Origin of the sequence: Sphingomonas naasensis (assembly GCF_004792695.1) — a bacterium.
GTDB lineage: Bacteria > Pseudomonadota > Alphaproteobacteria > Sphingomonadales > Sphingomonadaceae > Sphingomonas > Sphingomonas naasensis.
This window is the reverse complement of the sequence record NZ_SRXU01000002.1, coordinates 188,354-208,524: the sequence shown is the minus strand read 5'-3', so window position 1 is coordinate 208,524 and position 20,171 is coordinate 188,354. Positions and strand designations below refer to the sequence as shown.

21 protein-coding genes and 1 pseudogene are annotated in these 20,171 nt (G+C 66.9%); 11 read left to right on the top strand and 11 right to left on the bottom strand.

Annotated features, from left to right (window positions below; all coding sequences use genetic code 11):
- Nucleotides 1–23: 23 nt before the first annotated feature.
- The 6 genes from E5A74_RS06230 to E5A74_RS06205 all read right to left on the bottom strand — a co-directional run bounded on the left by E5A74_RS06230 (nt 24) and on the right by E5A74_RS06205 (nt 6,646).
- Complete coding sequence (locus tag E5A74_RS06230; RefSeq protein WP_135983406.1) at nt 24–1,073, bottom strand: ABC transporter substrate-binding protein; 1,050 nt, start codon at nt 1,071–1,073, stop codon at nt 24–26.
- A gap of 14 nt (nt 1,074–1,087) precedes the next feature.
- Complete coding sequence (locus tag E5A74_RS06225; RefSeq protein WP_240699686.1) at nt 1,088–2,431, bottom strand: LLM class flavin-dependent oxidoreductase; 1,344 nt, start codon at nt 2,429–2,431, stop codon at nt 1,088–1,090.
- A 15-nt stretch (nt 2,432–2,446) separates the two neighbouring features.
- Nucleotides 2,447–3,187 (bottom strand): class II aldolase/adducin family protein, encoded by a 741-nt coding sequence (locus E5A74_RS06220; protein ID WP_135983404.1) that lies wholly within the window; start codon nt 3,185–3,187, stop codon nt 2,447–2,449.
- A 14-nt stretch (nt 3,188–3,201) separates the two neighbouring features.
- Entirely contained in the window at nt 3,202–4,287 is a 1,086-nt protein-coding gene (locus E5A74_RS06215) for an ABC transporter substrate-binding protein (protein ID WP_135983403.1), read from the bottom strand.
- Between the two features lie 150 nt (nt 4,288–4,437).
- Nucleotides 4,438–5,538, bottom strand: a complete 1,101-nt coding sequence (locus tag E5A74_RS06210) for a sigma-54 interaction domain-containing protein (RefSeq protein WP_135983402.1) — start codon at nt 5,536–5,538, stop codon at nt 4,438–4,440.
- Between the two features lie 112 nt (nt 5,539–5,650).
- Entirely contained in the window at nt 5,651–6,646 is a 996-nt protein-coding gene (locus tag E5A74_RS06205) for an ABC transporter substrate-binding protein (protein ID WP_240699685.1), read from the bottom strand.
- Nucleotides 6,647–6,656: 10 nt separating this feature from the next.
- Here E5A74_RS06205 and E5A74_RS20825 point away from each other — a divergent pair, with 10 nt between their 5' ends.
- Genes E5A74_RS20825 through E5A74_RS06170 form a run of 8 tightly spaced genes read left to right on the top strand, consistent with a single transcriptional unit; the run spans nt 6,657 to nt 13,235 of the window.
- Nucleotides 6,657–6,923, top strand: a complete 267-nt coding sequence (locus E5A74_RS20825; RefSeq protein WP_166745652.1) for a hypothetical protein — start codon at nt 6,657–6,659, stop codon at nt 6,921–6,923.
- A gap of 35 nt (nt 6,924–6,958) precedes the next feature.
- The gene (locus E5A74_RS06200; protein WP_135983400.1) at nt 6,959–8,086 is read left to right on the top strand and encodes an ABC transporter substrate-binding protein; all 1,128 of its coding nucleotides are present in this window, start codon (nt 6,959–6,961) and stop codon (nt 8,084–8,086) included.
- On the top strand, nt 8,086–8,877 hold the full coding sequence (locus tag E5A74_RS06195; RefSeq protein ID WP_135983399.1) for an ABC transporter permease: 792 nt from the start codon (nt 8,086–8,088) through the stop codon (nt 8,875–8,877). The genes E5A74_RS06200 and E5A74_RS06195 overlap by 1 nt, the downstream gene beginning before the upstream one ends.
- Nucleotides 8,874–9,653 (top strand): ABC transporter permease, encoded by a 780-nt coding sequence (locus tag E5A74_RS06190; RefSeq protein WP_240699684.1) that lies wholly within the window; start codon nt 8,874–8,876, stop codon nt 9,651–9,653. Before E5A74_RS06195 ends, E5A74_RS06190 begins: the two co-directional genes overlap by 4 nt.
- Nucleotides 9,654–9,664: 11 nt before the next feature.
- Nucleotides 9,665–10,507, top strand: a complete 843-nt coding sequence (locus E5A74_RS06185; protein ID WP_135983397.1) for an ABC transporter ATP-binding protein — start codon at nt 9,665–9,667, stop codon at nt 10,505–10,507.
- On the top strand, nt 10,507–11,115 hold the full coding sequence (locus tag E5A74_RS06180; RefSeq protein ID WP_135983396.1) for a nitroreductase family protein: 609 nt from the start codon (nt 10,507–10,509) through the stop codon (nt 11,113–11,115). Before E5A74_RS06185 ends, E5A74_RS06180 begins: the two co-directional genes overlap by 1 nt.
- Nucleotides 11,112–12,068, top strand: coding sequence for an LLM class flavin-dependent oxidoreductase (locus E5A74_RS06175; protein WP_135983395.1), 957 nt, complete (start codon nt 11,112–11,114; stop codon nt 12,066–12,068). Before E5A74_RS06180 ends, E5A74_RS06175 begins: the two co-directional genes overlap by 4 nt.
- Nucleotides 12,069–12,077: 9 nt before the next feature.
- The gene (locus E5A74_RS06170; RefSeq protein WP_135983394.1) at nt 12,078–13,235 is read left to right on the top strand and encodes an LLM class flavin-dependent oxidoreductase; all 1,158 of its coding nucleotides are present in this window, start codon (nt 12,078–12,080) and stop codon (nt 13,233–13,235) included.
- A 68-nt stretch (nt 13,236–13,303) separates the two neighbouring features.
- On the opposite strand, the gene E5A74_RS06165 is transcribed toward E5A74_RS06170, so the two are convergent.
- Complete coding sequence (locus tag E5A74_RS06165) at nt 13,304–15,673, bottom strand: TonB-dependent receptor (protein WP_240699683.1); 2,370 nt, start codon at nt 15,671–15,673, stop codon at nt 13,304–13,306.
- Nucleotides 15,674–16,165: 492 nt separating this feature from the next.
- Between E5A74_RS06165 and E5A74_RS06160 the strand changes: the two genes are divergently transcribed.
- A complete protein-coding gene (locus E5A74_RS06160) occupies nt 16,166–16,618 on the top strand; it encodes a hypothetical protein (RefSeq protein WP_135983393.1) in 453 nt (150 codons plus the stop codon).
- Nucleotides 16,619–16,706: 88 nt separating this feature from the next.
- Here the strand turns inward: E5A74_RS06160 and E5A74_RS06155 are convergent, their stop codons facing one another.
- On the bottom strand, nt 16,707–17,072 hold the full coding sequence (locus E5A74_RS06155) for an MgtC/SapB family protein (RefSeq protein WP_135983392.1): 366 nt from the start codon (nt 17,070–17,072) through the stop codon (nt 16,707–16,709).
- Nucleotides 17,073–17,104: 32 nt separating this feature from the next.
- Between E5A74_RS06155 and E5A74_RS06150 the strand changes: the two genes are divergently transcribed.
- The gene (locus E5A74_RS06150) at nt 17,105–17,308 is read left to right on the top strand and encodes a hypothetical protein (RefSeq protein WP_135983391.1); all 204 of its coding nucleotides are present in this window, start codon (nt 17,105–17,107) and stop codon (nt 17,306–17,308) included.
- Nucleotides 17,309–17,522: 214 nt separating this feature from the next.
- On the opposite strand, the gene E5A74_RS06145 is transcribed toward E5A74_RS06150, so the two are convergent.
- Both E5A74_RS06145 and E5A74_RS06140 read right to left on the bottom strand, forming a co-directional pair.
- Complete coding sequence (locus E5A74_RS06145; RefSeq protein WP_135983390.1) at nt 17,523–17,843, bottom strand: ArsR/SmtB family transcription factor; 321 nt, start codon at nt 17,841–17,843, stop codon at nt 17,523–17,525.
- The gene (locus tag E5A74_RS06140) at nt 17,840–18,319 is read right to left on the bottom strand and encodes an SRPBCC domain-containing protein (RefSeq protein ID WP_135983389.1); all 480 of its coding nucleotides are present in this window, start codon (nt 18,317–18,319) and stop codon (nt 17,840–17,842) included. The genes E5A74_RS06145 and E5A74_RS06140 overlap by 4 nt, the downstream gene beginning before the upstream one ends.
- Before the next feature lie 269 nt (nt 18,320–18,588).
- On the opposite strand from E5A74_RS06140, the gene E5A74_RS06135 reads away from it, so the two are divergent.
- Nucleotides 18,589–18,924 (top strand): DUF2185 domain-containing protein, encoded by a 336-nt coding sequence (locus E5A74_RS06135; protein WP_206365783.1) that lies wholly within the window; start codon nt 18,589–18,591, stop codon nt 18,922–18,924.
- A gap of 26 nt (nt 18,925–18,950) precedes the next feature.
- Here the strand turns inward: E5A74_RS06135 and E5A74_RS06130 are convergent.
- Nucleotides 18,951–20,107 (bottom strand): annotated as a pseudogene (locus E5A74_RS06130) (IS30 family transposase).
- Between the last annotated feature and the right edge of the window lie 64 nt (nt 20,108–20,171).

The window sequence follows — 20,171 nt, the reverse complement described above, 5'->3', positions numbered from 1 at the left end:
CATCGGGTCGCGCTGCCCTTGCGTCAGACCGCGATGCGGGCGTTCCGCGCGGCTTCGAGCGGGCGGGCATCGGCCCATTGCCGCACGTCGAAGCTGGTCGGGATGAACTTGCAGCGATGGAGGAAGTCGGCGAAGTCCTGCAACGCGGCGAGCGACGGCTCGGCGAGGTCGGTGCGCAGCCGGGTCTGGGCCTCGTTGCCATAGGCGACCGACACCCAATATTCGCTGGCATTGGTCTCGCGCGCCAGGTAGCGGCGCACCTCGTCCGGATGGTCCTGGGCCCAGGCCTCGGCGCGCAGCACCTGCTCGACGATCGTCACCGCCGCGTCGAAATGCAGGTCGAGGAGATTTCCGTCGACAGCGAGCGTGCGGGGCGTGCCGTTGTTCGAGCGGATCAGCGGCTCGGGATGCGCGCCGGTGTCGATCACCGTGGTCAGCCCGAACTGGTGCGCGACCTGCGCGCCGTGCGCGCCCTTGAGGAAGATCGCATCGACCTCGCCGCGCAGCAGCGCGACGACTTCCTGATTGTTGTTGCGCCCGCGGCGGCCGCGCGCGGCGAGGGTACCGTTGACGTTCTCGACCGCCTGATCGCTGTAATGGCTCTCGATGTCCTGATCGACCAATTCGACATCGCTGACGCTGAGCCCCTCGAGGCTCAGCGCATTCTCGAGCCCACGCAGCGCCTGCGCGCGCGTGAAGTCGATTTCGACATGCTTCCAGTTGGGCAGGCCGAAGCGACGGCCCTTGAGGTCGCGCACGCTTTCGATGCCCGATTCCGGACTGGCGAGGATCAACTGGGTCTCGTCGGCCCAGGACAGGCCGAGCAGCCGCGTGTCGCGACCCAGCGCGCGGGCGCTGATCGCGGGGATGTTGCCGCCGTGGCGTACCGAATTGCGCACCTTGTGACTGAAATGCGATTCCCGCGTCGCGAAATCGTTCGATTCGAGGATCGATTCGACCTTGGTGCCCTGGGCGCGGAACGCATCCTCCAGCCACCCCTGCTGGATGGCGATGCCGAGCCCGGTCGGAACCGGGCAGCGGGTGTACCAGAGCGTGTCGAGCAAATTTGCCATGCGGATTTCCTTGGTCAGGCGGCGGAAAGGAGGCCGCCGGGGGCGCCGGCACCGATCGCCGGGCGCGGCAGGGAGAGGTGCTCGCGCAGCGTGGCGCCGGCATATTCGGTCCGGAACAGTCCACGGCGCTGGAGCTCGGGAACGACGAGGTCGACGAACTCGTCGAGCGAGCTCGGCAGCAGCGGCGGGATCAGGTTGAACCCGTCGGCGGCATCGCGTTCGAACCAGTCCTGGATCTGGTCCGCGATGTCGATCGGCGTCCCGATGACCACCCGGTGCCCGCGCACGGCATTGAAGCGCAGGAACAGCTGCCGGATGGTCAGATTCTCCCGGCGCGCGAGCGCGGTGAGCTGGCGCCAGCGGCCCTTGCCGTTCTCGGGCTCGGGCAGATCGGGCAGCGGGCCATCGAGCGGCCAGGCGCTGACGTCATGCCCCATCAGATTGAGCTCGCCGGAGAAGTCGACTGCTGCCTCGAGCGCCGCGAATTTGTCCTGCGCCTCCTGCCGGCTGGTGCCGATCGCGAAGGACAGGCCGGGCATCACCTTGAGCGTGTCTGGATCGCGGCCATAGCGCGCCGTCCGGCGCTTCACATCGGCATAGAAGCCCTGCGCATCCTCGATGAATTGCGCGGCGGCATAGATCATCTCGGCATATTTGGCGGCGAACTCGCGCCCGACCTCCGAATTCCCTGCCTGGGCGAAGACGGGATGCCCCTGGATCGGCCGGGCCACATCGAGCAGGCTGTGCAGGTGGAAATATTGCCCGTCATGGTGCACGGGATGGACGTCGGCCGGATCGAGGTAGAGACCGGTCTCGCGATCGGCGTGGTCGAAGGCATCGTCCTCCCAGCTGTCCCACAACGCCCGCGCGACATCCACGAACTCGGCAGCGCGCGCATAGCGCTCGCCATGGCTCGGCGGCTGCTCGATCCCGAAGCTGCTCGCCGCGCCATCGGCGAGCGAGGACACGATGTTCCACCCGATCCGCCCGCCGCTGATATGGTCGAGCGAAGCGAAGCGGCGGGCGAGCGAATAGGGATGGTCGAAATTGGTGTTTACCGTCGCGACGATCCCGATCCGCTCGGTGACGGCGGCGAGCGCCGCCGAGAGGGTCAGTGGCTCGAAATCGAGAAACGCGTGACGCCGCTCGATGCCCTTGGTGCTGTCGCCCGCCTGGCCGACGAAATCGGCGAAGAAGGCGACATCGAACTTGCCGCGTTCCGCGGTCCTGGCGAGCTCGGCCCAGTAACGGAAATCGGGCTTGCCACTATCGGCTGCGCCGGGCTGGCGCCATGCGCCGGGATGGTGGCCGTGGCGTGTGAGAAAGACCCCGAGGGCAAGCTGGCGTGTGCTGGTCACGATCGATCCTCCGCTTCACTCGGCCGCGACGGCGGGGGCGTAATGGATGGTGCCGTCGTCCTCGACGCGGGCGTCCGGCGGTACCAGATTGCCCATTTTCCATTGTTGCTCGAGCACGCCCGGGCCGAAGGGTTGCGAACCGCCGAGCGCGGCGGCGAGGATCTGGAATTGCGCACCCTCCTCGAGAAGCACGATGTTGTTCACGAGGTCGCGCAGCCCCTTCCAGCTCCACACCGTCGCACCGCCATTGGCTTCGACGATGCCGGGGACCTCACGGTCCGCCGCGATCGAATCGAGGATGAAATCGACCTCGGGCTGGCGGCGGTTGATGTAGACCGGCAGCTCGCTGGTGAAGCGGAAGCGACGGTTGGGAACGTAGAGCAGGGGCAGCACCGAATGCGCCTGCGAATAGGCGCCGAGATGCGGCGTGTGGACGTGGCTGACCGCCTGGACGCCCTCATGCGTGCGGAACAGTTTGGCGTAGCGCGCGGCGCCGCCGGGCTTGTTGTGCCAATAGCTGTTGCCGTCGAAATCGACCACCGCGGTCTGCGGCGCGTCGGGATCGTCGGCCCACAGCCCCTGATAGTTGAAGGTGATGATCTTGTCCTCGCCGGGGATGCGCACGGCAATGAACAGGGTGCCGCTCGCCGAGATGGTGCGCGTCTCGCGCAACAGCCGGAAGGCGCGGCGCGCGTCCTTTTCCTGCCCGGCGATGAAGGCAATGGTTTCGGGCGAAAGACCGGGATGCTCGGACATGATCGTGTCTCCTCTCAGGCGGCTTCGGAAATCCGGGTGTGTTGCGCGGCGAGCGCGCGGGCGGCTTCGAGCGGGCGCGGGTCGATCCAGTCGGCGAGCGCGAAATCGCTGTCGAGAAAGCCGTGGGTGAACAGGAACTTCTTCTGCTGCTCGAGCAGGGAGAGGCGTTCCGGATCGAGGGTCGGTTGCAGCCCTTCGTGGAGGTGACGATAGGCCTGGTCGACCGCCCCGGCGCTGCCTTCGGTCTCGAATTCGAGGATGGCGCGCAGCTTGTCGGGCTCGGCCCTGATCCATTCGGCGGCGCGCAGCGTCACCGCGAGGAAGCGGACCAGCACGTCGAAATGCTTGTCGAGCATATGCTGGTGGACAGTGATCGGGCGGGGCGTGCCGTTGTTCACGCGGAAGCGGCGATCGGGCAGCGCATCGAGATCGATTGCGACGCAGAGACCAGCCTCGCGGGCACCGTCGAGCGCCGAAGCGCCCTTGACGTAGATGGCGTCGACCTGGCCCGAGACCAACGCCTCGATCGGCCAGAGCCGCTTGTTCAGCCCGGCTCGACGGGGCCCGCTATCGCGCCCGCTGCCGCCGATGTCGCCCAGCCTGTCAGGGATCTCGACCAGCTCGACATCGTCGAGGGTGAGCCCGGCGGAGGCTAGCGCGCCCCTGTAGCCGGCAAGCGACATGCCCCGCGCGATGCTGGTGCCGCGGACATGGCTGGGGATGTCGTTGCGCGCCCAGCCGGGCAGCGCCAGGCGACGGCCCTTGAGATCCGCGGCAGCGGCGATGCCGGTATCGGTGCGGGTGAGGATGCGCTGGCTCTCCTCGATCCATGTCAGCCCGACCAGCCTGGTCGGTTCGCCCTGCGCGCGCGCCGCGATCGAGAGCATGTTGCCCCCTTCGCGGATCAGCGTCGGCAGCCGGTGGTCGTAATGGTGCCGGCCGAGCTCGGAGCGCGATTCCTGCAGCGTGCGCAGCGTGATGCCGTCGGCGGCGAATTCGTCGCTCAGCCAGCCGAGCTTCCAGGCGATGCCGGTCGCGGTCGGGACCGGGCAGCGGGTGAACCAGAGTGCGTCGAGCGGGGTCGGATCGGGTGTCGCCATGGCCTGGCTCCGGTACGGCTGTGTAGCCGGAACAAGGAGCAAAGAGCGTGCCAGAGTGGGTGCAGGAGGGAGGCAGGAGCGGCCGCGCTCCCCGACGGCGATGGATTGCGTGATATTGATCAGGCGGCGTGCTGCGTTTTCACCGCCGGGTCAGATCAGCCCGAAATTCTTGAGGTGCGTGCGCACCACGTTGCGGGTGACGCCGAGCGCGGCGGCGGTCTTGATCTGGTTCGAAGCGCAGCGCTCGAAAGTCTCGGTGACCACGATGCTGACCAGCCGGTCGAGCAATGCGTCATGCCCGCCCTTGAGCAGGGTATCGACCAGCGGGCGGACGATATCCTCGAGCTCGGCCAGCGCCGGATCGATCATCGCGAGGGACGCGACCGGATCGGCAGGGACCAGTGCGGACAGGCCGAGATCGGCGACCTGGATCACGCCGTCCTGGCAGACCAGCGTGGCACGGTAGATCGCATTCTCAAGCTCGCGGATATTGCCCGGCCAGTCGTGGCGGTAGAGTGCCTCCTCGGCAGCCGGGCCGAGATCGAGCCGGCGCGGCTGGATCTTGTCGCCATAGACCTGCAGGAAGTGCCGGGCGAGCGGCAGGATGTCGGCGCGGCGCTCGCGCAGTGGCAGCAGCGGCAGCGTCACCACTTGTAGTCGATAATAGAGATCGGGGCGAAAGGTCCCGTCCGCGACCGATCGGTGCAGTTCGACATTGGTGGCGGCGACGACGCGGACGTCGAGCGGGATCGGGGTGCGCGAGCCGAGCCGGACCACCTCGCGTTCCTGCAACACGCGGAGCAACTTGACTTGCAGGGAGAGCGGCATCTCGCCGATTTCGTCGAGGAACAAGGTGCCGCCATTGGCCGCCTCGAACCAGCCGGGACGGGCGAGATGCGCGCCGGTATAGGCGCCCTTCTCATAGCCGAAGAGCTCGCCTTCGATCAGCGATTCGGAAAAGGCGCCGCAATTGACGGCGATGAACGGGCCGTTCGCGCGATCGCTGAGCGAGTGGACGTAGCGCGCGACCAGCTCCTTGCCGGTGCCGGTCTCGCCGATGACGAGGATATTGGCTTCGCTCGGTGCGGTCTTCTCGATGAGTGGCATCAGCGCGCGCGATTGCGGATCGGAGAAGACGAAGGCACGGGCGCGGGGCCCCACCGAATGATGCTTGTCCGAATCGAATGCCAGCAGCGAACGGCCGCCCGGCTGCTTGCGTTCCGACAGGCCGATCTCGAGGTTTTCAGCCATTTTCTCGTGCGGGACTGCGACCACCGGATCCCTCCCGATCAGTTCGCGCACAAGCTATCAGCAAAACTCCCACTGAATAAGTAGGAAATGCGTTGCGATGCGTAGCTGAGCTTTACACGGGCTCCAGCGAACCGGCATCCGCGGCGGCCCGGCGACGCCGCGCGGCCTCCAGCGGGCGGGGGTCGATCCAGCGGTCGACGTCGACGGCCTCTTCCAAAAAACCGTGATGCCAGAGGAAGTTGGCCTGATTGCGCAGCATGTCGACGCGATCGCTGGAAAGGTCGGGATGGAGCGAGCGGTGAAAATCGTTGCGATAGGCGGCGTCGACTGCGGCGATGCCGGCGAGCGTTTCCTGCGCCAGGATGTGCTGGAGCCGGGGCAGGTTGGTCGAGGCCCAGTCGGCGGCGCGCAGCGTCTGTTCGAGGAAACGGACGACGAGGTCGAAATGCTGCTCGATCATGTGCGCGTGGACGGTGATCGGGCGCGGCGTGCCGTTGTTCACGCGCGCGAGGCGGCTGGGATAGGCGTCGAGATCGACGCCGACGGCAAGGCCGAGACGCGCGGCGCTCTCGGCCGCGGCGGCACCCTTCACGTAGACCGCGTCGACGCGGCCGTCGGCCAGCCATTCGAGGCCGAGCCACAGGCGGCGCATGCCTGCGGCGGTCGGCTGCTCGACGGGCGGCGCGGGCAGATCGACCAGCCTTATGTCGTCGAGATCGAGCCCGCCCAGCGTGAGCGCGCCCTTGATCCCGTGCAGCGCCATGCCGCGGGCGATGCTTTCGCCGCGGCTGCGCGCGAAGCCGGGGAGGGCGAAGCGCAGCCCCTTGAGATCCGCGGGGTCCATGATCGGGGTGTCGGGACGAACCATGATCGCCTGCCGCTCGTCGATCCATGTCAGTCCGATCACGCGGGTCGGGGCGCCATCGGCGCGGGCGGCGAGCGCCTGGATGTTGCCGCCTTCGCGGAAGAGGTAACGGGCCTGGCGCTCCGGGTCTGGCGACACGAGATTCAGCCCTGCCTCGCGCACGCGCTTCACCTCGATGCCGTCGCGCGCGAACGCCTCGGTCATCCAGCCGAGCGACCATGCCACGCCCGATGCCGCGGGCACCGGACACCGGGTGATCCAGATCGATTCCGGCCTGCGCTGGTCCGGCGCAGCCTCGCCTGCCGACATTCTCTTCCTTCTCCGATATCCGGCAATCCTGAAGCGCGGGCGCAGCAAACCGCATGCCAATATCTTCGGCAAGCCGCAGGCGCCGGGATGGCGCGCGAACCGCTGCATTTCGCGCAGCGGCGGGCGCGGGATTGCTCCGAATTGCGCAGTCGCGCTGCCTGAAACCGGTGCGCCACGCCAGCGCCTCTGCGGCGCGCCGCTTGGCACGTGAAGTGCATCGATCCCCGGGAAAAGGAGTATCGTAGCGTGGCGATCCAGAAACCCAAATCGATCAAGTCCTGGGCAATCGGCGCGGTGGTGCTGGTTGCCGCGGTCGCGCTGGCGGCTTTCCAGTTCCGCGGAGACAGCGGTGCGACGCCGAAGACCCTCACGATCGCCGGCATCGCCTACCCGTTCGAGGGCAGGCAGGTGTATAACGGCCTGACCGGCGTGGTCATCCGCGATGGGTGGCTCAAACAGGAGCTGGCGAAGCGCGGAATCGCGCTGGCGCTGACCCCGGTACCCACGGCCGTCGGCGCGCCGCTGATCAACGAAGGTTTTTCGGGCAAGCGGGTCGACTTCGCGGCCTATGGCGACTTTCCGGCGATCATCGCTGTCTCGGGTGGCGTCCCGCTCAGGCTCGTCGCACCGATGGGGCAGGGGCTGCACAGCTATCTGGTCGTCCGCAACGGCCTCGCCGCCAACAACATCGCCGATCTGAAGGGAAAGCGCATCGCGCTCCATCGCGGGCGTCCGTGGGAATTGCCTTTCTCCAAGCTGCTCGACGCCAACGGGCTCAGGCAAAGCGACTTCAAGATCGTCAACATCAATCCGGCGGCGACTCCGGCGGCGCTCGCTTCGGGCAACATCGACGCCGCCTTTCTGCTCTCCGACGGGTTGCTGCTCGAACAGAAGGGCGCGGGCCGGGTGATCTGGTCGACCAAGCAGGGCCCGGCCGACTGGCGGATGCGCGCCGAATTGTTCGGGCGCGGCGATTTCGTCGACGACCATCCCGAACTCACCCAGCTGGTGGTAAATGCCTATGTCCGCGCCGCCGCGTGGTCGGCGCAGGATGCCAATCGAGACCGGGTGATCCGCGATTCGGCGCGTGGATCGATGCCGGTCGAGATCATCGCGCGCGATTACGCGAATGACGGCATTCCCTGGCGTGAGCGCTTCTCGCCGACCTACACCAGGGAGTTGATCGACCATTACCGTTCGGTTGCCGACTATGCCTTCGCGCGCGGGCTGGTGCGCAACAAGGTCGATGTCGACAAGCTGATCGACCGGCGCTTCGTCGGCCCGGCCCTGCGGGACGCGAAGCTCGAGGGCTTCTGGAGCCCGGTCGCACCGCCGCAGACGCAGGCACAGCTTGCCGTGCCCGGGGCGTCCTGATGGCGAGTACCGCGCTTCGCGCCCCGGCCGCACCGGCGCCGCGACGGCAGTCGCCGCTGGCGTCGCTCCTCGCGCCGGTCGTCCTGCTCGCCTTGTGGCAGCTCCTCTGCCTGAGCGGCGTGTTTCCGCCGCAAGTGCTGGTCCCCCCAAGCGAAGTCGGACGGACCTTGTCGCAGCTGGCGGAAACCGGCGAGCTTCAACGCCATGTCGGCGAGAGCATGGCGCGGCTGGCGCTGGGCTTCACGATCGGCGCGCTTGCCGGGCTCGCTTTCGGCGCGGCGATCGCGCTGTCCCGGCTGGCCGAAGCGGCGCTTGCGCCGTTCTTCTTTGCGGTGTGGCAAGTGCCGGTCATCGCATTTGTGCCGATGCTGGTCATCTTTCTCGGCATCGACGAGCAGTTCAAGGTCGCGATCGTCGTCCTCGCGGCCTTCTTCCCGGTGGCACTTGCCGCATTCGACGGCGTCCGCGGCGTACCCGGGGCGTGGCTCGAAGTGGCGCGGGTCTATCGTACCCGGCTTCCTGATCTGGTCTTGCGGATCCTTGTTCCCGCGACCCTGCCCGCGGTCGTCACTGGCCTGCGCGTCGCGCTGACCCGCGCCTGGGTGGTGCTGATCGCAGCGGAGCTGCTCGCGGCGGACAGTGGCATCGGCCAGATGATGGAGATGGGCCGTCAGATGTTCCGCATCGACGTGGTGCTTGCCGGCGTGGTGGTGAGCGGCGTGATCGGCTTCCTGCTCGATCGCGGCGCCAAGGCGGTCGAGCGCAGGGCGTCGCGCTGGAGGACGGCGTGAAGGCGCTGCTCGCACGCGGCTGGGTCCGCGCAGTCATCGGGCTGGTCGCGCCGGCGCTGTTCCTGATCTGGTGGCAAGTGCAGGCGCTGTCGGGCGGCGCGCATGCGCTCGCCTTCGCGCCGCTCGAGTCGGTCGGCGCCGCCTTTGTCGAGCTGGCGGTGCAGGGCAGCCTGTTCTCCGACATGGCGGCCACGCTGTCCCGCAGCCTCTCCGGGCTCGCGATCGGCGGAGCGCTGGGTATCGCGCTCGGCGTTGCGATGGCGATCTGGCGCCCGCTCGATCGCCTGCTCAACCCGCTGCTCCAGGCGATCCGGCAAGTGCCGCTGATGGGCTGGCTGCCGCTGCTCGGGCTGTGGGTCGGCACGGGGCAGGGGACGGAGCTGATCGTCGTCAGCCTTTCCGCCTTCTTTCCGACCCTCCTCAACAGTTACGAAGGCGTCGCCGGCGTCGAGCGGCGCTTCCTCGAGGTCGGGCAGGTCTATGGCTTCACGCCGTGGCAGCGCTTCCGGCTGATCCTGCTGCCCGGGGCGATGCCGTTGATCCTCACCGGACTGACCCAGGGGCTCGCCTTCGCGTGGATTGCCTCGATCGCCAGCGAGATCCTGCTCGGCGTCGGCGGCGGGCTGGGGGTGACGATGCAGCTCGCCCAGATGCAGCAGCGGCTCGACATCATCCTCGTCGCGATCCTCGTCACCGCCGCGCTCGGGTTCACCATCAACCAGTTGTTCCTGCGCCTCCGCCAGCATCTGCTGCGCTGGCAGGCGCCGCTTCGCTGAAGGAGAGTATCATGATCCACGAAGTGCTTGCGAGACCGGTGCCGGGCGGTGCTGCCGCGGCCGGCGGGGCGCTCGCGATCCGCGACCTGCACAAGAGCTTCACCATCGGCGGAGCGCCACGCACCGTGCTCGAAGGCATCAACCTCGATATCCGCCCCGGCGAGTTCGTCAGCATCGTCGGCGCATCGGGCTGCGGCAAGTCCACCCTGTTGCGGCTGATCGTCGGGCTGGACGACGATTATCGCGGCGAGATCCGTCTCGACGGCGAGCGGGTGTCGACCACCAGCCTCGATCGCGGCATCGTCTTCCAGGATCATCGGCTCTTTCCCTGGATGACACTCGCGCAGAACATCGAACTCGCCTTGCGCAACACCGATGTCCCTGCCGCGCGCCGCGCGCAGATCGTCGCCGAGCATATCGCGCTGGTGAATCTCACCGGGTTCGAGCAGGCCTATCCGCACCAGCTTTCGGGCGGCATGGCCCAGCGCGCCGCGATCGCCCGCGCGCTGGTCACGGAGCCCAAGCTGCTGCTGCTCGACGAGCCGCTCGGCGCACTCGATGCGCTGACGCGGGTGCGCGTCCAGACCGAGCTCCAGCGCATCTGGATGGCGCAGCGCTCGACCATGCTGATGGTTACGCACGACGTCGAGGAGGCGCTGTATCTTGGCGACCGGGTAGTGGTGATGGCGCCAGAGCCGGGCCGTATTCGCCGAATCGTCGAAGTCGATCTGCCGCACCCGCGCGACCGCGCCGCGCTGCTGCATCGGTTGAAGGACGAGATCCTCGCCGAGCTGACCGCGGCGCCGGGCGGGCCCTCGAATCTCGTCCATCTTCCCGGCCGGGAGGCGCGCTGATGGCCCGGACCCCCGATCATCCCGTCGAGCCTTTGTTCGTCGATCGCTGGTCGCCACGCAGCTTTACCGGCGAGCCGGTTCCCGATGCCGTGCTGGCGAGCGCTTTCGAGGCGGCGCGCTGGGCGCCCTCCGCCTCGAACGCGCAGCCATGGCGTTTCCTGATCGCGCGGCAGGGCGATGCGCATTGGGAGAGCTACGTGTCGCTGCTCGCGCCACGCAATGCGTTGTGGGCGTCGCACGCCTCCGCACTGATTGTCGTGCTGTCCGAGCTGACGCTCGAGCGGCGCGGCGCGATCGTCGAGAATGTCTCGCACAGCTTCGATGCCGGCGCGGCATGGACCAATTTCGCGCATCAGGCACTGCTGCTCGGCTGGCATACGCACGGCATCGGCGGCTTCGATCGTGACGCAGCACGCGAGCGGCTGGAGATCCCCGACACGTTCGCGATCGAGACGATCGTGGCCCTGGGCCGGCAAGGGGCGCTCGACACGCTGCACGCGGATTTCCATGCGGGCGAGAGCCCCAGCGCGCGACGACCGATCGCGGAGACGGTGTTCGCGGGGCGGCTCGGCGAACCCGCCTTTGCCGGCGAAAGGAATGCGGCATGACGATCCGGGTTTATTGGCAGCTCGACGTCGCGGAGGATGCGGCGCGCTCGGAGCCCGGCGCGCGGCAATCGGGGCTGTTCCGCGATGTCCGTCCCTCCACCCTCAACCGCTACGATTATTATGCGCAGGTCGCGCAGGCCGCGGCGCAGACTGCGTTTGACGGCCTGTTCGTGCCGCACCGCCCGCAATCGGATGACAGCAATATCGTCGTCGCGGCGATCGCGCGCGAGGCGCCGCGGCTCTCGCTGATCCCCGAGTTCCCGGCTTCGGCGGGCTCGGCGGTCTATGCCGCCAAGCAGGCGGTGAGCTTCCAGCGCCAGACGCACGAGCGGCTGGGCTGGGCGATTGCGGACGCCGGCGAGGCGGCGGAGCGCGCCCGCGACGGCGACCATGTCCCCGAAGAGCAAGTGCACGCGCGGGTCGAGGAATTCCTGACGGTTGCGCGCGGCGTTCATGCCGAGCGGCCGTTCAGCTTCGCCGGCGCGCATTTCGAGGTGGAGGGCGGCGGCTTCCACGAGCCGCTCAATCGCGTCGCCTTCCCCAAGGTGTTCCTGCAGGGCGAGAGTGAGGAGGCGCTGGCGCTGTCGGCGCGCGCGGCGGATGTGCATTTGTTCGCCGCCGCGCCCCTGTCCAGGCTTGGTGGCCTCGCCGGGACGCTCGACGGGCTCGCGTTGCGGGAGGGGCGTTCGATCGAGCTCGGGCTTGTCCAGCCGGTATTGGCGCGCGAGGACGCCGGGGACGCACGCCGCGACGCCGCGCGTGCCGGCCTCCCCGACACGGCGATCGCCGGCAGCTATGCCGAGGTCGCGGAACGGCTGGCGGAGAGCGCTGCATCGGGCTTCCGCCATTTCGTCCTGGCTGCGCCGTCCTCGCTCGAAGAGGCGTATCGCATCGGCCAGCATGTGCTTCCCCGCTTCCGCGCGCTGACCGAGCGCGTGGCGGCGACCGCCTGAGGTGCTCGCATGACCATCGATTTCTATTGGCGCCTGCCCAGCCATGGCTGTCACGGCAGCCTGCGCGATACCGCCTATGACCGCGGCGACTGGTCGCCGATCGGCCCACGCAACGTCGCACCGGGGCTCGACCGCAACGGCGAGGATGACGGCTTTCGCTATATCGATCACCTGGCTGCGATCGCGAAGGCGGCCGAGAGCGTCGGCTTCCTCGGCGGCCTGATCCCGTCCTTCCCCAATACCGACGACCCCTGGGTGATCTCGCCGTTGCTCGCGCGAGAGACCAGGGCGTTTCGCTTCATGATTGCGTTCCAGCCGGGATTCCTCAATCCGGTCCACGCTGCACGCATGTCGGCCAGCCTGCAGCGCGCGACGGGTGGCCGCACCGTGTTCAACATCATCACCGGTGGCGGCGGGCCTTCGCAGCTCTGGTGGGGCGACGGCTTCAGCCATGACGACCGCTATGGGCGCACCACCGAGTTCCTCGATGTGTTCAAGGGCGTGTGGGGTGGCGATCGTTTCTCCTATGACGGCCGCTTCTACCAGGTACGCGACGGTGGCCTGTCATCCTTGCTGGCGCGCGAGGAGATACCGGAGATCTGGTTCTCGGGCTCCTCGGATGCGGCGCTGGAATCCGCTGCGCGGCACGCGGATTATTATCTTTCGTGGCTCGAGCCGTTCGACCAGCTCGCCGACAAGTTCAGGCGGGTGAAGGAGCGCACCGCGGCGCTCGGCGGTGAACAGAAATGCGCGGTGCGCGTCGATCTCGTCGCGCGGCCGACCGAGGAGGAGGCCTGGGCGGAAGTCCGCGCCGGCTTCGAGAGCCTTGGCCCGGAGCGCCGCCAGCAGGCGCGCGGCGGTCCCACGGATTCGGTGGGTGCGGCCCGGCAACAGGCGCTCAGGCCCAGCGAGGCAACGCGCTATGAGGATTTGATCGTCGCCCCCAATCTGTGGGGCGGGTTCAGCCTTTTGCGGGGCGGGCCGGCGCTCGGGATCGTCGGCAGCTACGCGCAATGCGCCGCGCGGCTCGACGAGCTGATCGCGCGCGGCACCGACGCCTTCATTCTCGCGGGCACGCCGCACCTCGAGGAAGCCTACCGCATCGGCGAGGAGGTACTGCCCTTGCTCGGCCACAAGGCGCGCGTGCTGCTTCAGGCAGCGGAGTAGATCGGCGGAACGACAATGGGGCGCCCGTGGCATTCCACCGGCGCCCCTTTTCTGCGTTCATCTGCGCGCTAGAAGCGGGCGATGAACGATACGCCATAGGTGCGCGGATCGGCCCAGGCGACGGTGTCGCCGGTGATCCCTTGCGCCGCGTTGGCGGCGGGCAGCGAGTGGTTGAGATAGTCGGTATCGAGCAGATTGTTGACGAAGGCGGTGAGCGTGTAGCGCCGGTTGGCCGAAGTATAGCTGATCCGCGCATTGGCGATGGTGTAGCCCGGCTGGGTCAGCAGATAGCGGTTCACCGTGTCTTGCGGAGTAATGTAGTAGAATTGCAGCGAGGTGTAGCGCGCGTCGGCCGAGAGATCGACGCTGCCACTCTCGCCACCCAGCGCGATGGTGTAGCTCGCGCTGCCGTTGAGAGTGAGCCGCGGCGCGCGCACGAAGCGGGCCCCCGACAGGTCCGCGCCGCCGTTCACGACCTGCAGTTCGTCATATTTGGTGTCGAGGATGCCGACCGCCCCGGTCAGGCGCAGGCCCTCGACCGGCGCCGCCTCGAGCTCGATCTCGCCGCCATTGACGTGCGCCCTGGCGGCGTTCTGCAGGTACGAGACGGTCGCGCCGCCTACCGCGCCGGGATTTGGGCCGACGACGTTGATCTGCACATTGCGGTAATCATAGTGGAAAAGGGTGGCGTTGAACGTGAGACGCCGGTCGAACCATTGCGACTTGTAGCCCAGCTCGAAGGCGTCGAGATTCTCCGGCTCCACCGCGACCAGTGCGACCGGCAAGGTCGCCGCCGTATTGAATCCACCCGATTTCACGCCGTGCGAATATTTGAAATAGAGCAGATTGTCGGGGGCGACGGTCCAGGACGGTGTCACGTCATAAGTGAACGCGTCCCAGGTCCGCTCCAGATCGTCGGAGAAGGTGCCCGGGCCGCCGAAGCTGCCGGTATAGCTGTCCCACCACCGGGCGTAGTTGCTCCACGAGGTGGCGGCGGCGTTGGGGGAGGCGCTGCGGTCGAAGTCGAGCGTCTTTGTCTCGCGCGTCCAGCGCGCGCCGACGGTCAGCTTGGCGGCCTCGGTGAAATCGAAGGTCGCGCTGCCGAACGCCGCGCCGCTCTCCGCCCGGTGGTCGTAGCTGGTCAGGCTGTAGGCGGCGGGTGCGGTACTGCCCGGCCGGGCCTGAACCGCGCCGGCGGGCAGGGTCGCCGACCATGCGTTCGAGACGATCTTCTCGTTGAAGTAGTAAAGGCCGAGGATCCAGTTCAGCCGGTCCGACTGGGGGGAGGCGAGGCGGAGCTCCTGCGTCCATTGCTGGCTGCGGGCCTGGGTATAGCTGCGCGAGATCTCGAGCGGCGTATAGTCGCCATCGCCGGCGCCGCGGGTCTTGAACCGCTCATAGCCGGTGATCGAGGTCAGCGAGACTCCGCCCAGATCCCAGTCGAGATGCAGCGAGCCGCCGAATTGCGAGGTCCGCCCGAACTCGCCGGCATTGGTGCTGATCTCGTCCTTGTCGGTCGAGGGGACATAGCCGTTCCGGAACACGCCGCTGGGGAGATAGCTCGCGGTCGTCCAGTAGGTGCCGTCGGTCGCATAGTCGCGATAGTGGAGGCTGAGCAGCGCCTCGAAACCCGGGGCCGGCGCGAGCAGCAGCTGTCCGCGCACGACGCTGTCGCGGATCGCGTTCGACTTTTCGCCGGTGAACAGGTTGGTGAAGCGGCCCTCGCGATCGTCGATGCGCGCCGAGATCCGGGTCGCCAGAAGGCCGGGCACGATTGCCACGCCGAGGCCGGTCTCGGCGATCCTGTTGTCGTAGCTCCCATATTCGAGCTTCACGTAGTTCTGGTCGGCGCCGTCGGTCAGCGAGGGGCGTTTCGAGATGACGTTGATCGCACCGCCCGTCGTGTTCTTGCCCCAGAGCGTGCCCTGCGGACCGCGGAGTACCTCGACGCGCTCGATGTCGAACAGCGGGAGGCCGGTGGCGCTCGCGTTGCTGATATAGACGTCGTCGAGATAGAAGCCGACCGGGTTGGCGAGATCGAGCTGCTGCTGTCCGGCCCCGACTCCGCGGATCCACCAGCGCGGCCGGCCATGCTGCTGGGTGCCCGCCGATGCGTTGGGCACGAGATTGAGCACTTCGTTTGCCGAACGGCCGATCCCGGCTTCGGCGAACAGCTCCGCGCTGAGCGCGGTGACGGCAGTGGGCACCTCCTGCAGACGCTGCTCGCGCCGCTGCGCTGTCACCACGATATCGGTCGTGCCCGCGCGCGCAGGATCGTCCTCGGGGTCAGGCGCGGCGGTTTCGGCCGGCCTGGCCTTCGCAGTCTCATCCTCCGTCGCGTGCGTGGCGAAGGCGGGGGCGGTGTTTACCAACGCCAGGGCGATCAGGCTCGATCGCGTGAGAAGAGACTGGGCAGTGCGATGGGACAAGCTGGGCAAAGGAGATCCCCCGATGGTTCGGCGCGGCGTCGCGCGGTCGAGGGAGAAAAAGCAAGCGACGTGCCACCACCGGTAAGTGCCTGGTATTATGCAATATATGCCTTTCGCGTCAGCAATCCCGCCCTATCCGCTGGTGCTAACGCAACAAATGGCCCGGCGATCTGCTGCGTCTGCAACAGCAGATCTGCTGGACGCAATCGGGCGAGACATCGCCACCAGGACAGAGCCGGCGCGCTTTCGCCTGGCGCCGCTTCCCGGGGGGCGTCTGCGATCGAGCGCTATTGGTCCAGCTCGATCCACATGGGGTGGCATCCGCCATCGATGCCGAAGCGCGATGGGCAGGCCCGCAGACCCCGCTTGCTGGATGGGCTGATCGGTTGCGCGCCCGATATCCCGGCGCCACGCGCTGCCGGCCGCGCCTTGTCGGGCGGGGCAGGGGAGCAAGTCCTCGACGTGATCGTTCGTCGCGTGAGGTGACGCGAGGAGAGCGTAATGGACGAGGACAGGCACGGTGGTGGCGCCGAACAGACCGCATCCCGGAACGCCAATCCTGCAGAGGGGCGGCCGGGCCATTCCGCGCGGGACCCTGTCGCCCGAGGGGAGCACCCCGACGAGGTTTCGAGCGGAGACGATCAGGCAGATGCGGGTGGTCCGCGCGAGAGCGACAGGGCGCCGGAAGCGGGAAAACATGCCCGCTTCGATCCGGCGACCGGTGCGGTGGGTGGCTCGGGTTCGGGTGCCGGCGGTGGCAACCCCGGCGAGGACTATGACAGCGACCCGGCCGCAGGCGATGGCGCCGGCGTCGCCCCGCGATCTCAGGCCGGATCTGCGGGGGCGCGGCATGGCGCCGGCGGGCAGGACAGTATCGAGCCGGACCGGATGCCGGGCCAGGCAAGCGGGATTGACGTCGGTGGCACCGGCGCGACGACGGGGCCGAGCGGCTAGGCGGGCGGAGGGGGACGATTTCGCGCGCTGCGCGCTTCAGGCGGGGCTGGTCGAGATGTCATGCCGCCGAGGTCAGCAGGCGGACTGCTCAACCTCCGGTATCGTCGATCGCGCCCCGCCGGTTTGGGGCCTGAAGCGGATCGGCGGGGGCTTCCCGTCCCTCCGGGCGGAATCTGCGCTCGACAGCACCAGCGCCGACCAGCAAGGCCAGCGCGAGCAGCGCGGCAATGGCCACCAGCAGGAACTGGCCGATGCCCGCGGCGATGCCGATGGCGGCTGCCATCCACAGGCTTGACGCGGTCGTCATGTTCCTGACATCGCCACCGCGCACGAAGATCAGCCCACCCGCAATGAATCCGATCGCCTGGGCGAGCCCTTGTACCACTCGCAGCGGGTCGCTTTCGTCGCCGCGCGCGTGCAAGTCCTCGGACAGCGACAGCCACTCGTTCGACACGCCCGGTGCCGGTCAGCCCCGAGGATGTCACGATGGGCAGCGTAGTGCGCGATTCGAAGGGCGTCGTGCTCGGCACCGTTGAACGGGTCGGCATGGGTTTCGCAGTGGTCGCTGGCGAGAGTGGCAAGATCGAAGTGGAGTTCGCCTCGTTCGCGAAAAACAACAAGGGGCTGCTGATCAACATGCCCAAGGCGAAATTCGACGCGATCCTTGCCGGTGGCAAGCCTGCGAACTGAGAGGATCGCAACCCGGGGGCCATGGGGGCGGTCCGGTCGGAGGGCCCGCCATTTCGAGGCCCAGGTGACGACTGGTGGTCTCGACCAGTGAATTCAGCGCGCGCATATCCGGCGTTCGCTCGGGAACGACCTGAGTCTTGCGTGCGGCCGCCCCGCAACTAGGCCGGAATTTCGCCTGTCAGCACAATACAGGCGCGCAGGTTTCCGGCCGGCCCTATCGCTCCGGCTGCTCGAGCCATTCACCGAGGCGGTCGAGCTGGCGCTCGAGCCTGGATCTGCGTTGTCGCGCCCAGGTTTCGAGCGGGCGGAGCCCGTCCGGCACGAGGCTGGCAATACGAACCCGGCCGCTCTTCTCCGTCACAACTACATCGCATTGCTCGAGAATCTGCAGATGTTGCGAGACGGCGGTAAGCGTAATTCCGAGCGGCTCCGACAGGCCTGAGACCGATTGCGGCCCGGCCGTGAGCTGATCGACAATCGCCCGCCTCGTCGGATCGCCAAGTGCATGAAACAGCCGGTCGATTGAAGCGGTCATGCCTGGCTATCGATTGCCCCGGCGAGCTTGTCCAGCTGGATACGCCAGCCTTGCTCGCGCATCACAGGTCCATCTGATCCCTCAAAAAACGCCACCTGGTTCGTGCAGATGAGATCCGTTCCCAACTCGGTCGGGAGTAATTCGAAGGTCGTCAAGGATACGGAGATCGGGTGACCTTCAATCGACATCGTGCTGGTTGTGACGATGCGGTGATCCTGCACGATGTCCTGATACACGCCCTCGTTGACGAGAAGCGCGCCCGGGAACGGCGACCCTTCACCGAAGCGGTAGTGCAGCCGATCCGCGCCACCAATGCGGCAGTCGCTTTCGAACCGGACCACTTCATGCGTATCGTCTTCGGCATACCAGCCACGCTTGACGGCGGGATCGGTCAGCGCAGCGAAGACAACGTCGGGCTGCCCTTTGAAGCTGCGTTCCAACCTGAAAGTGGCATGCGTGACGGCGGGATCGAACATTCCAGGCTCCTGGCAATACTGAAGTGATCGCTTCTGTATCGCGCCATCGAGATTAGTCAAGTCGTCACTTCAGCTTTGGACAGACCTCGCGGTTTTATGCGCGCCGTAGATGCCGCGGCCGGGCACGGCTCCCGAGCAGGCTCCCCGGAACCTGTAATCCGTTTGGCTACTAGGCAGTAGACTCATAAAGCGGACTGTCGCCTAACGCCCCGATTGCGGACATTGAGGCGCCGCCTGTAGGCTGTCGCAAAGAATCCATGGAGGCGAACTTGCTCGCGAAGATATTCAAGTTGAAGCCCGAGCAGATCGCTCCCATCGCACTGGGACGCGGAGGGTGTCTCTCAACCGATCGCATCGTCGTTGAGGGCAAGCGGGTCGGATATATGTATCGCGAGGAACCGCACAACGAACTGGATAGCGGTTGGCGATTTTTCGCCGGTGACGAGGACGCGGGCTATATGTCGAATAGCCAACGGCACGGCGTCTACGACGTAAATACACTCGTGAACTACGATCCCGACATTTTTTCGTTTCTCGATGCAGCCATTGGCAGCCGCTTCGAGCGAACCGGAGAAACATTTCGATTACTCGGTGATGGCGAATAGCGAACGGCAGCTAACCACCGGTGGGTTCAACCGGTCATTGCAACACCTTGTCGAGCCTATCGGCCGGGGTCTCGAAGTCCAATGTTTTCCGGGGCCGTTGATTGAGGCGGAGCGCGATTGCATCGAGTTGCGCTTGCGACAGGCGAGACAGGTTGGTTGTTCGAGGCAGATATTGCCTGAGGAGGCCGTTCGTATTCTCGTTGGTGCCGCGTTGCCATGGACTGCGAGGATCGCAGAAGTAGACCTGCACGTTCGTGGCGACGGTGAAGCTTCGATGACGCGCCATTTCCTTTCCCTGGTCCCAGGTCAGCGATCGCCGCAGCTCCTCGGGTAGCTTGCCGATCTTGCGAGCCAGAGCCGTCACGGCCGTCGCCGAGTCCCGCTTCGTCAGCTTCACCAGCATCGTGAACCGGCTGTGCCGCTCAACGAGCGTTGCGATGCGTGTGTCGCCGGCGCCGATAAGCAGATCGCCCTCCCAGTGGCCGGGGACGGCGCGATCCTCGGCTTCGGCGGGGCGCTCGCGGATCGAGACCATATCGAGGATTTGTCCCTGTCCGGTTGGGGTTTGGGCGCCTTTGGCATGACGTATCTGCCGCCTGGTGCGCAAATGCGCCGTCAGCTCCTTCTTGAGCACCCCGCGCGACTGGATGAAGAGACTGCGATAGATCGCCTCATGAGATATCTGCATGTCAGGATCGCTCGGATGCTCTCGCTTCAACCAGCCTGCTATCTGCTCCGGCGACCACTGCAGCGCCAGCTTTTGCGCTACCCGTCGTCGCAGCCGTCCAAGACACGCCAGGCGACAGGGCTTTGGTCGCAATGCTCGATCCCAAGCTTGCTTGTCAGCCCGAGCTGCGCGGTAGCTTCGCGCACCACCATTGTGCGAAATCTCGCGACAGATCGTCGATGGGCTTCGCCCGAGGCTTCGCGCAATGGCGCGCATCGGCAGACCTGAGGCCAGCCCCCGAGAGATCTCCTCGCGCTCCTCCAGACGCAGAGCTCGGGCTGCTCGGCGGCGCACAGGTGGAGCAATGCCACCCCGCACGCCGATGATCTGCTGAACCCCGCTCTTGTTGCGACGGTCCAGTGATCGCGAGATCGACGATATGCTTTCGCCTCGCTTCCACCGCTCCCACATCTCGACCTTTTGCGCAGCGGTGAACCAGATCCTCGATATCACCATCTCACACCTCCTGATCCCTACGGATTAAAGGTGTTGCAATGACCGGTTGAACGCACCACCCGAT

Bases quoted from the DNA above. Each gene is read 5' to 3' on its own strand.
- E5A74_RS06210 (WP_135983402.1), bottom strand. From the start codon at position 5,538: ATGGCTGAAAACCTCGAGATCGGCCTGTCGGAACGCAAGCAGCCGGGC.
- E5A74_RS06150 (WP_135983391.1), top strand. From the start codon at position 17,105: ATGGGCAGCGTAGTGCGCGATTCGAAGGGCGTCGTGCTCGGCACCGTT.
- E5A74_RS06230 (WP_135983406.1), bottom strand. From the start codon at position 1,073: ATGGCAAATTTGCTCGACACGCTCTGGTACACCCGCTGCCCGGTTCCG.
- E5A74_RS06160 (WP_135983393.1), top strand. From the start codon at position 16,166: ATGGACGAGGACAGGCACGGTGGTGGCGCCGAACAGACCGCATCCCGG.
- E5A74_RS06195 (WP_135983399.1), top strand. From the start codon at position 8,086: ATGGCGAGTACCGCGCTTCGCGCCCCGGCCGCACCGGCGCCGCGACGG.
- E5A74_RS06170 (WP_135983394.1), top strand. From the start codon at position 12,078: ATGACCATCGATTTCTATTGGCGCCTGCCCAGCCATGGCTGTCACGGC.
- E5A74_RS06220 (WP_135983404.1), bottom strand. From the start codon at position 3,187: ATGTCCGAGCATCCCGGTCTTTCGCCCGAAACCATTGCCTTCATCGCC.
- E5A74_RS06215 (WP_135983403.1), bottom strand. From the start codon at position 4,287: ATGGCGACACCCGATCCGACCCCGCTCGACGCACTCTGGTTCACCCGC.
- E5A74_RS06140 (WP_135983389.1), bottom strand. From the start codon at position 18,319: ATGTTCGATCCCGCCGTCACGCATGCCACTTTCAGGTTGGAACGCAGC.
- E5A74_RS06180 (WP_135983396.1), top strand. From the start codon at position 10,507: ATGGCCCGGACCCCCGATCATCCCGTCGAGCCTTTGTTCGTCGATCGC.
- E5A74_RS06145 (WP_135983390.1), bottom strand. From the start codon at position 17,843: ATGACCGCTTCAATCGACCGGCTGTTTCATGCACTTGGCGATCCGACG.
- E5A74_RS06175 (WP_135983395.1), top strand. From the start codon at position 11,112: ATGACGATCCGGGTTTATTGGCAGCTCGACGTCGCGGAGGATGCGGCG.
- E5A74_RS06185 (WP_135983397.1), top strand. From the start codon at position 9,665: ATGATCCACGAAGTGCTTGCGAGACCGGTGCCGGGCGGTGCTGCCGCG.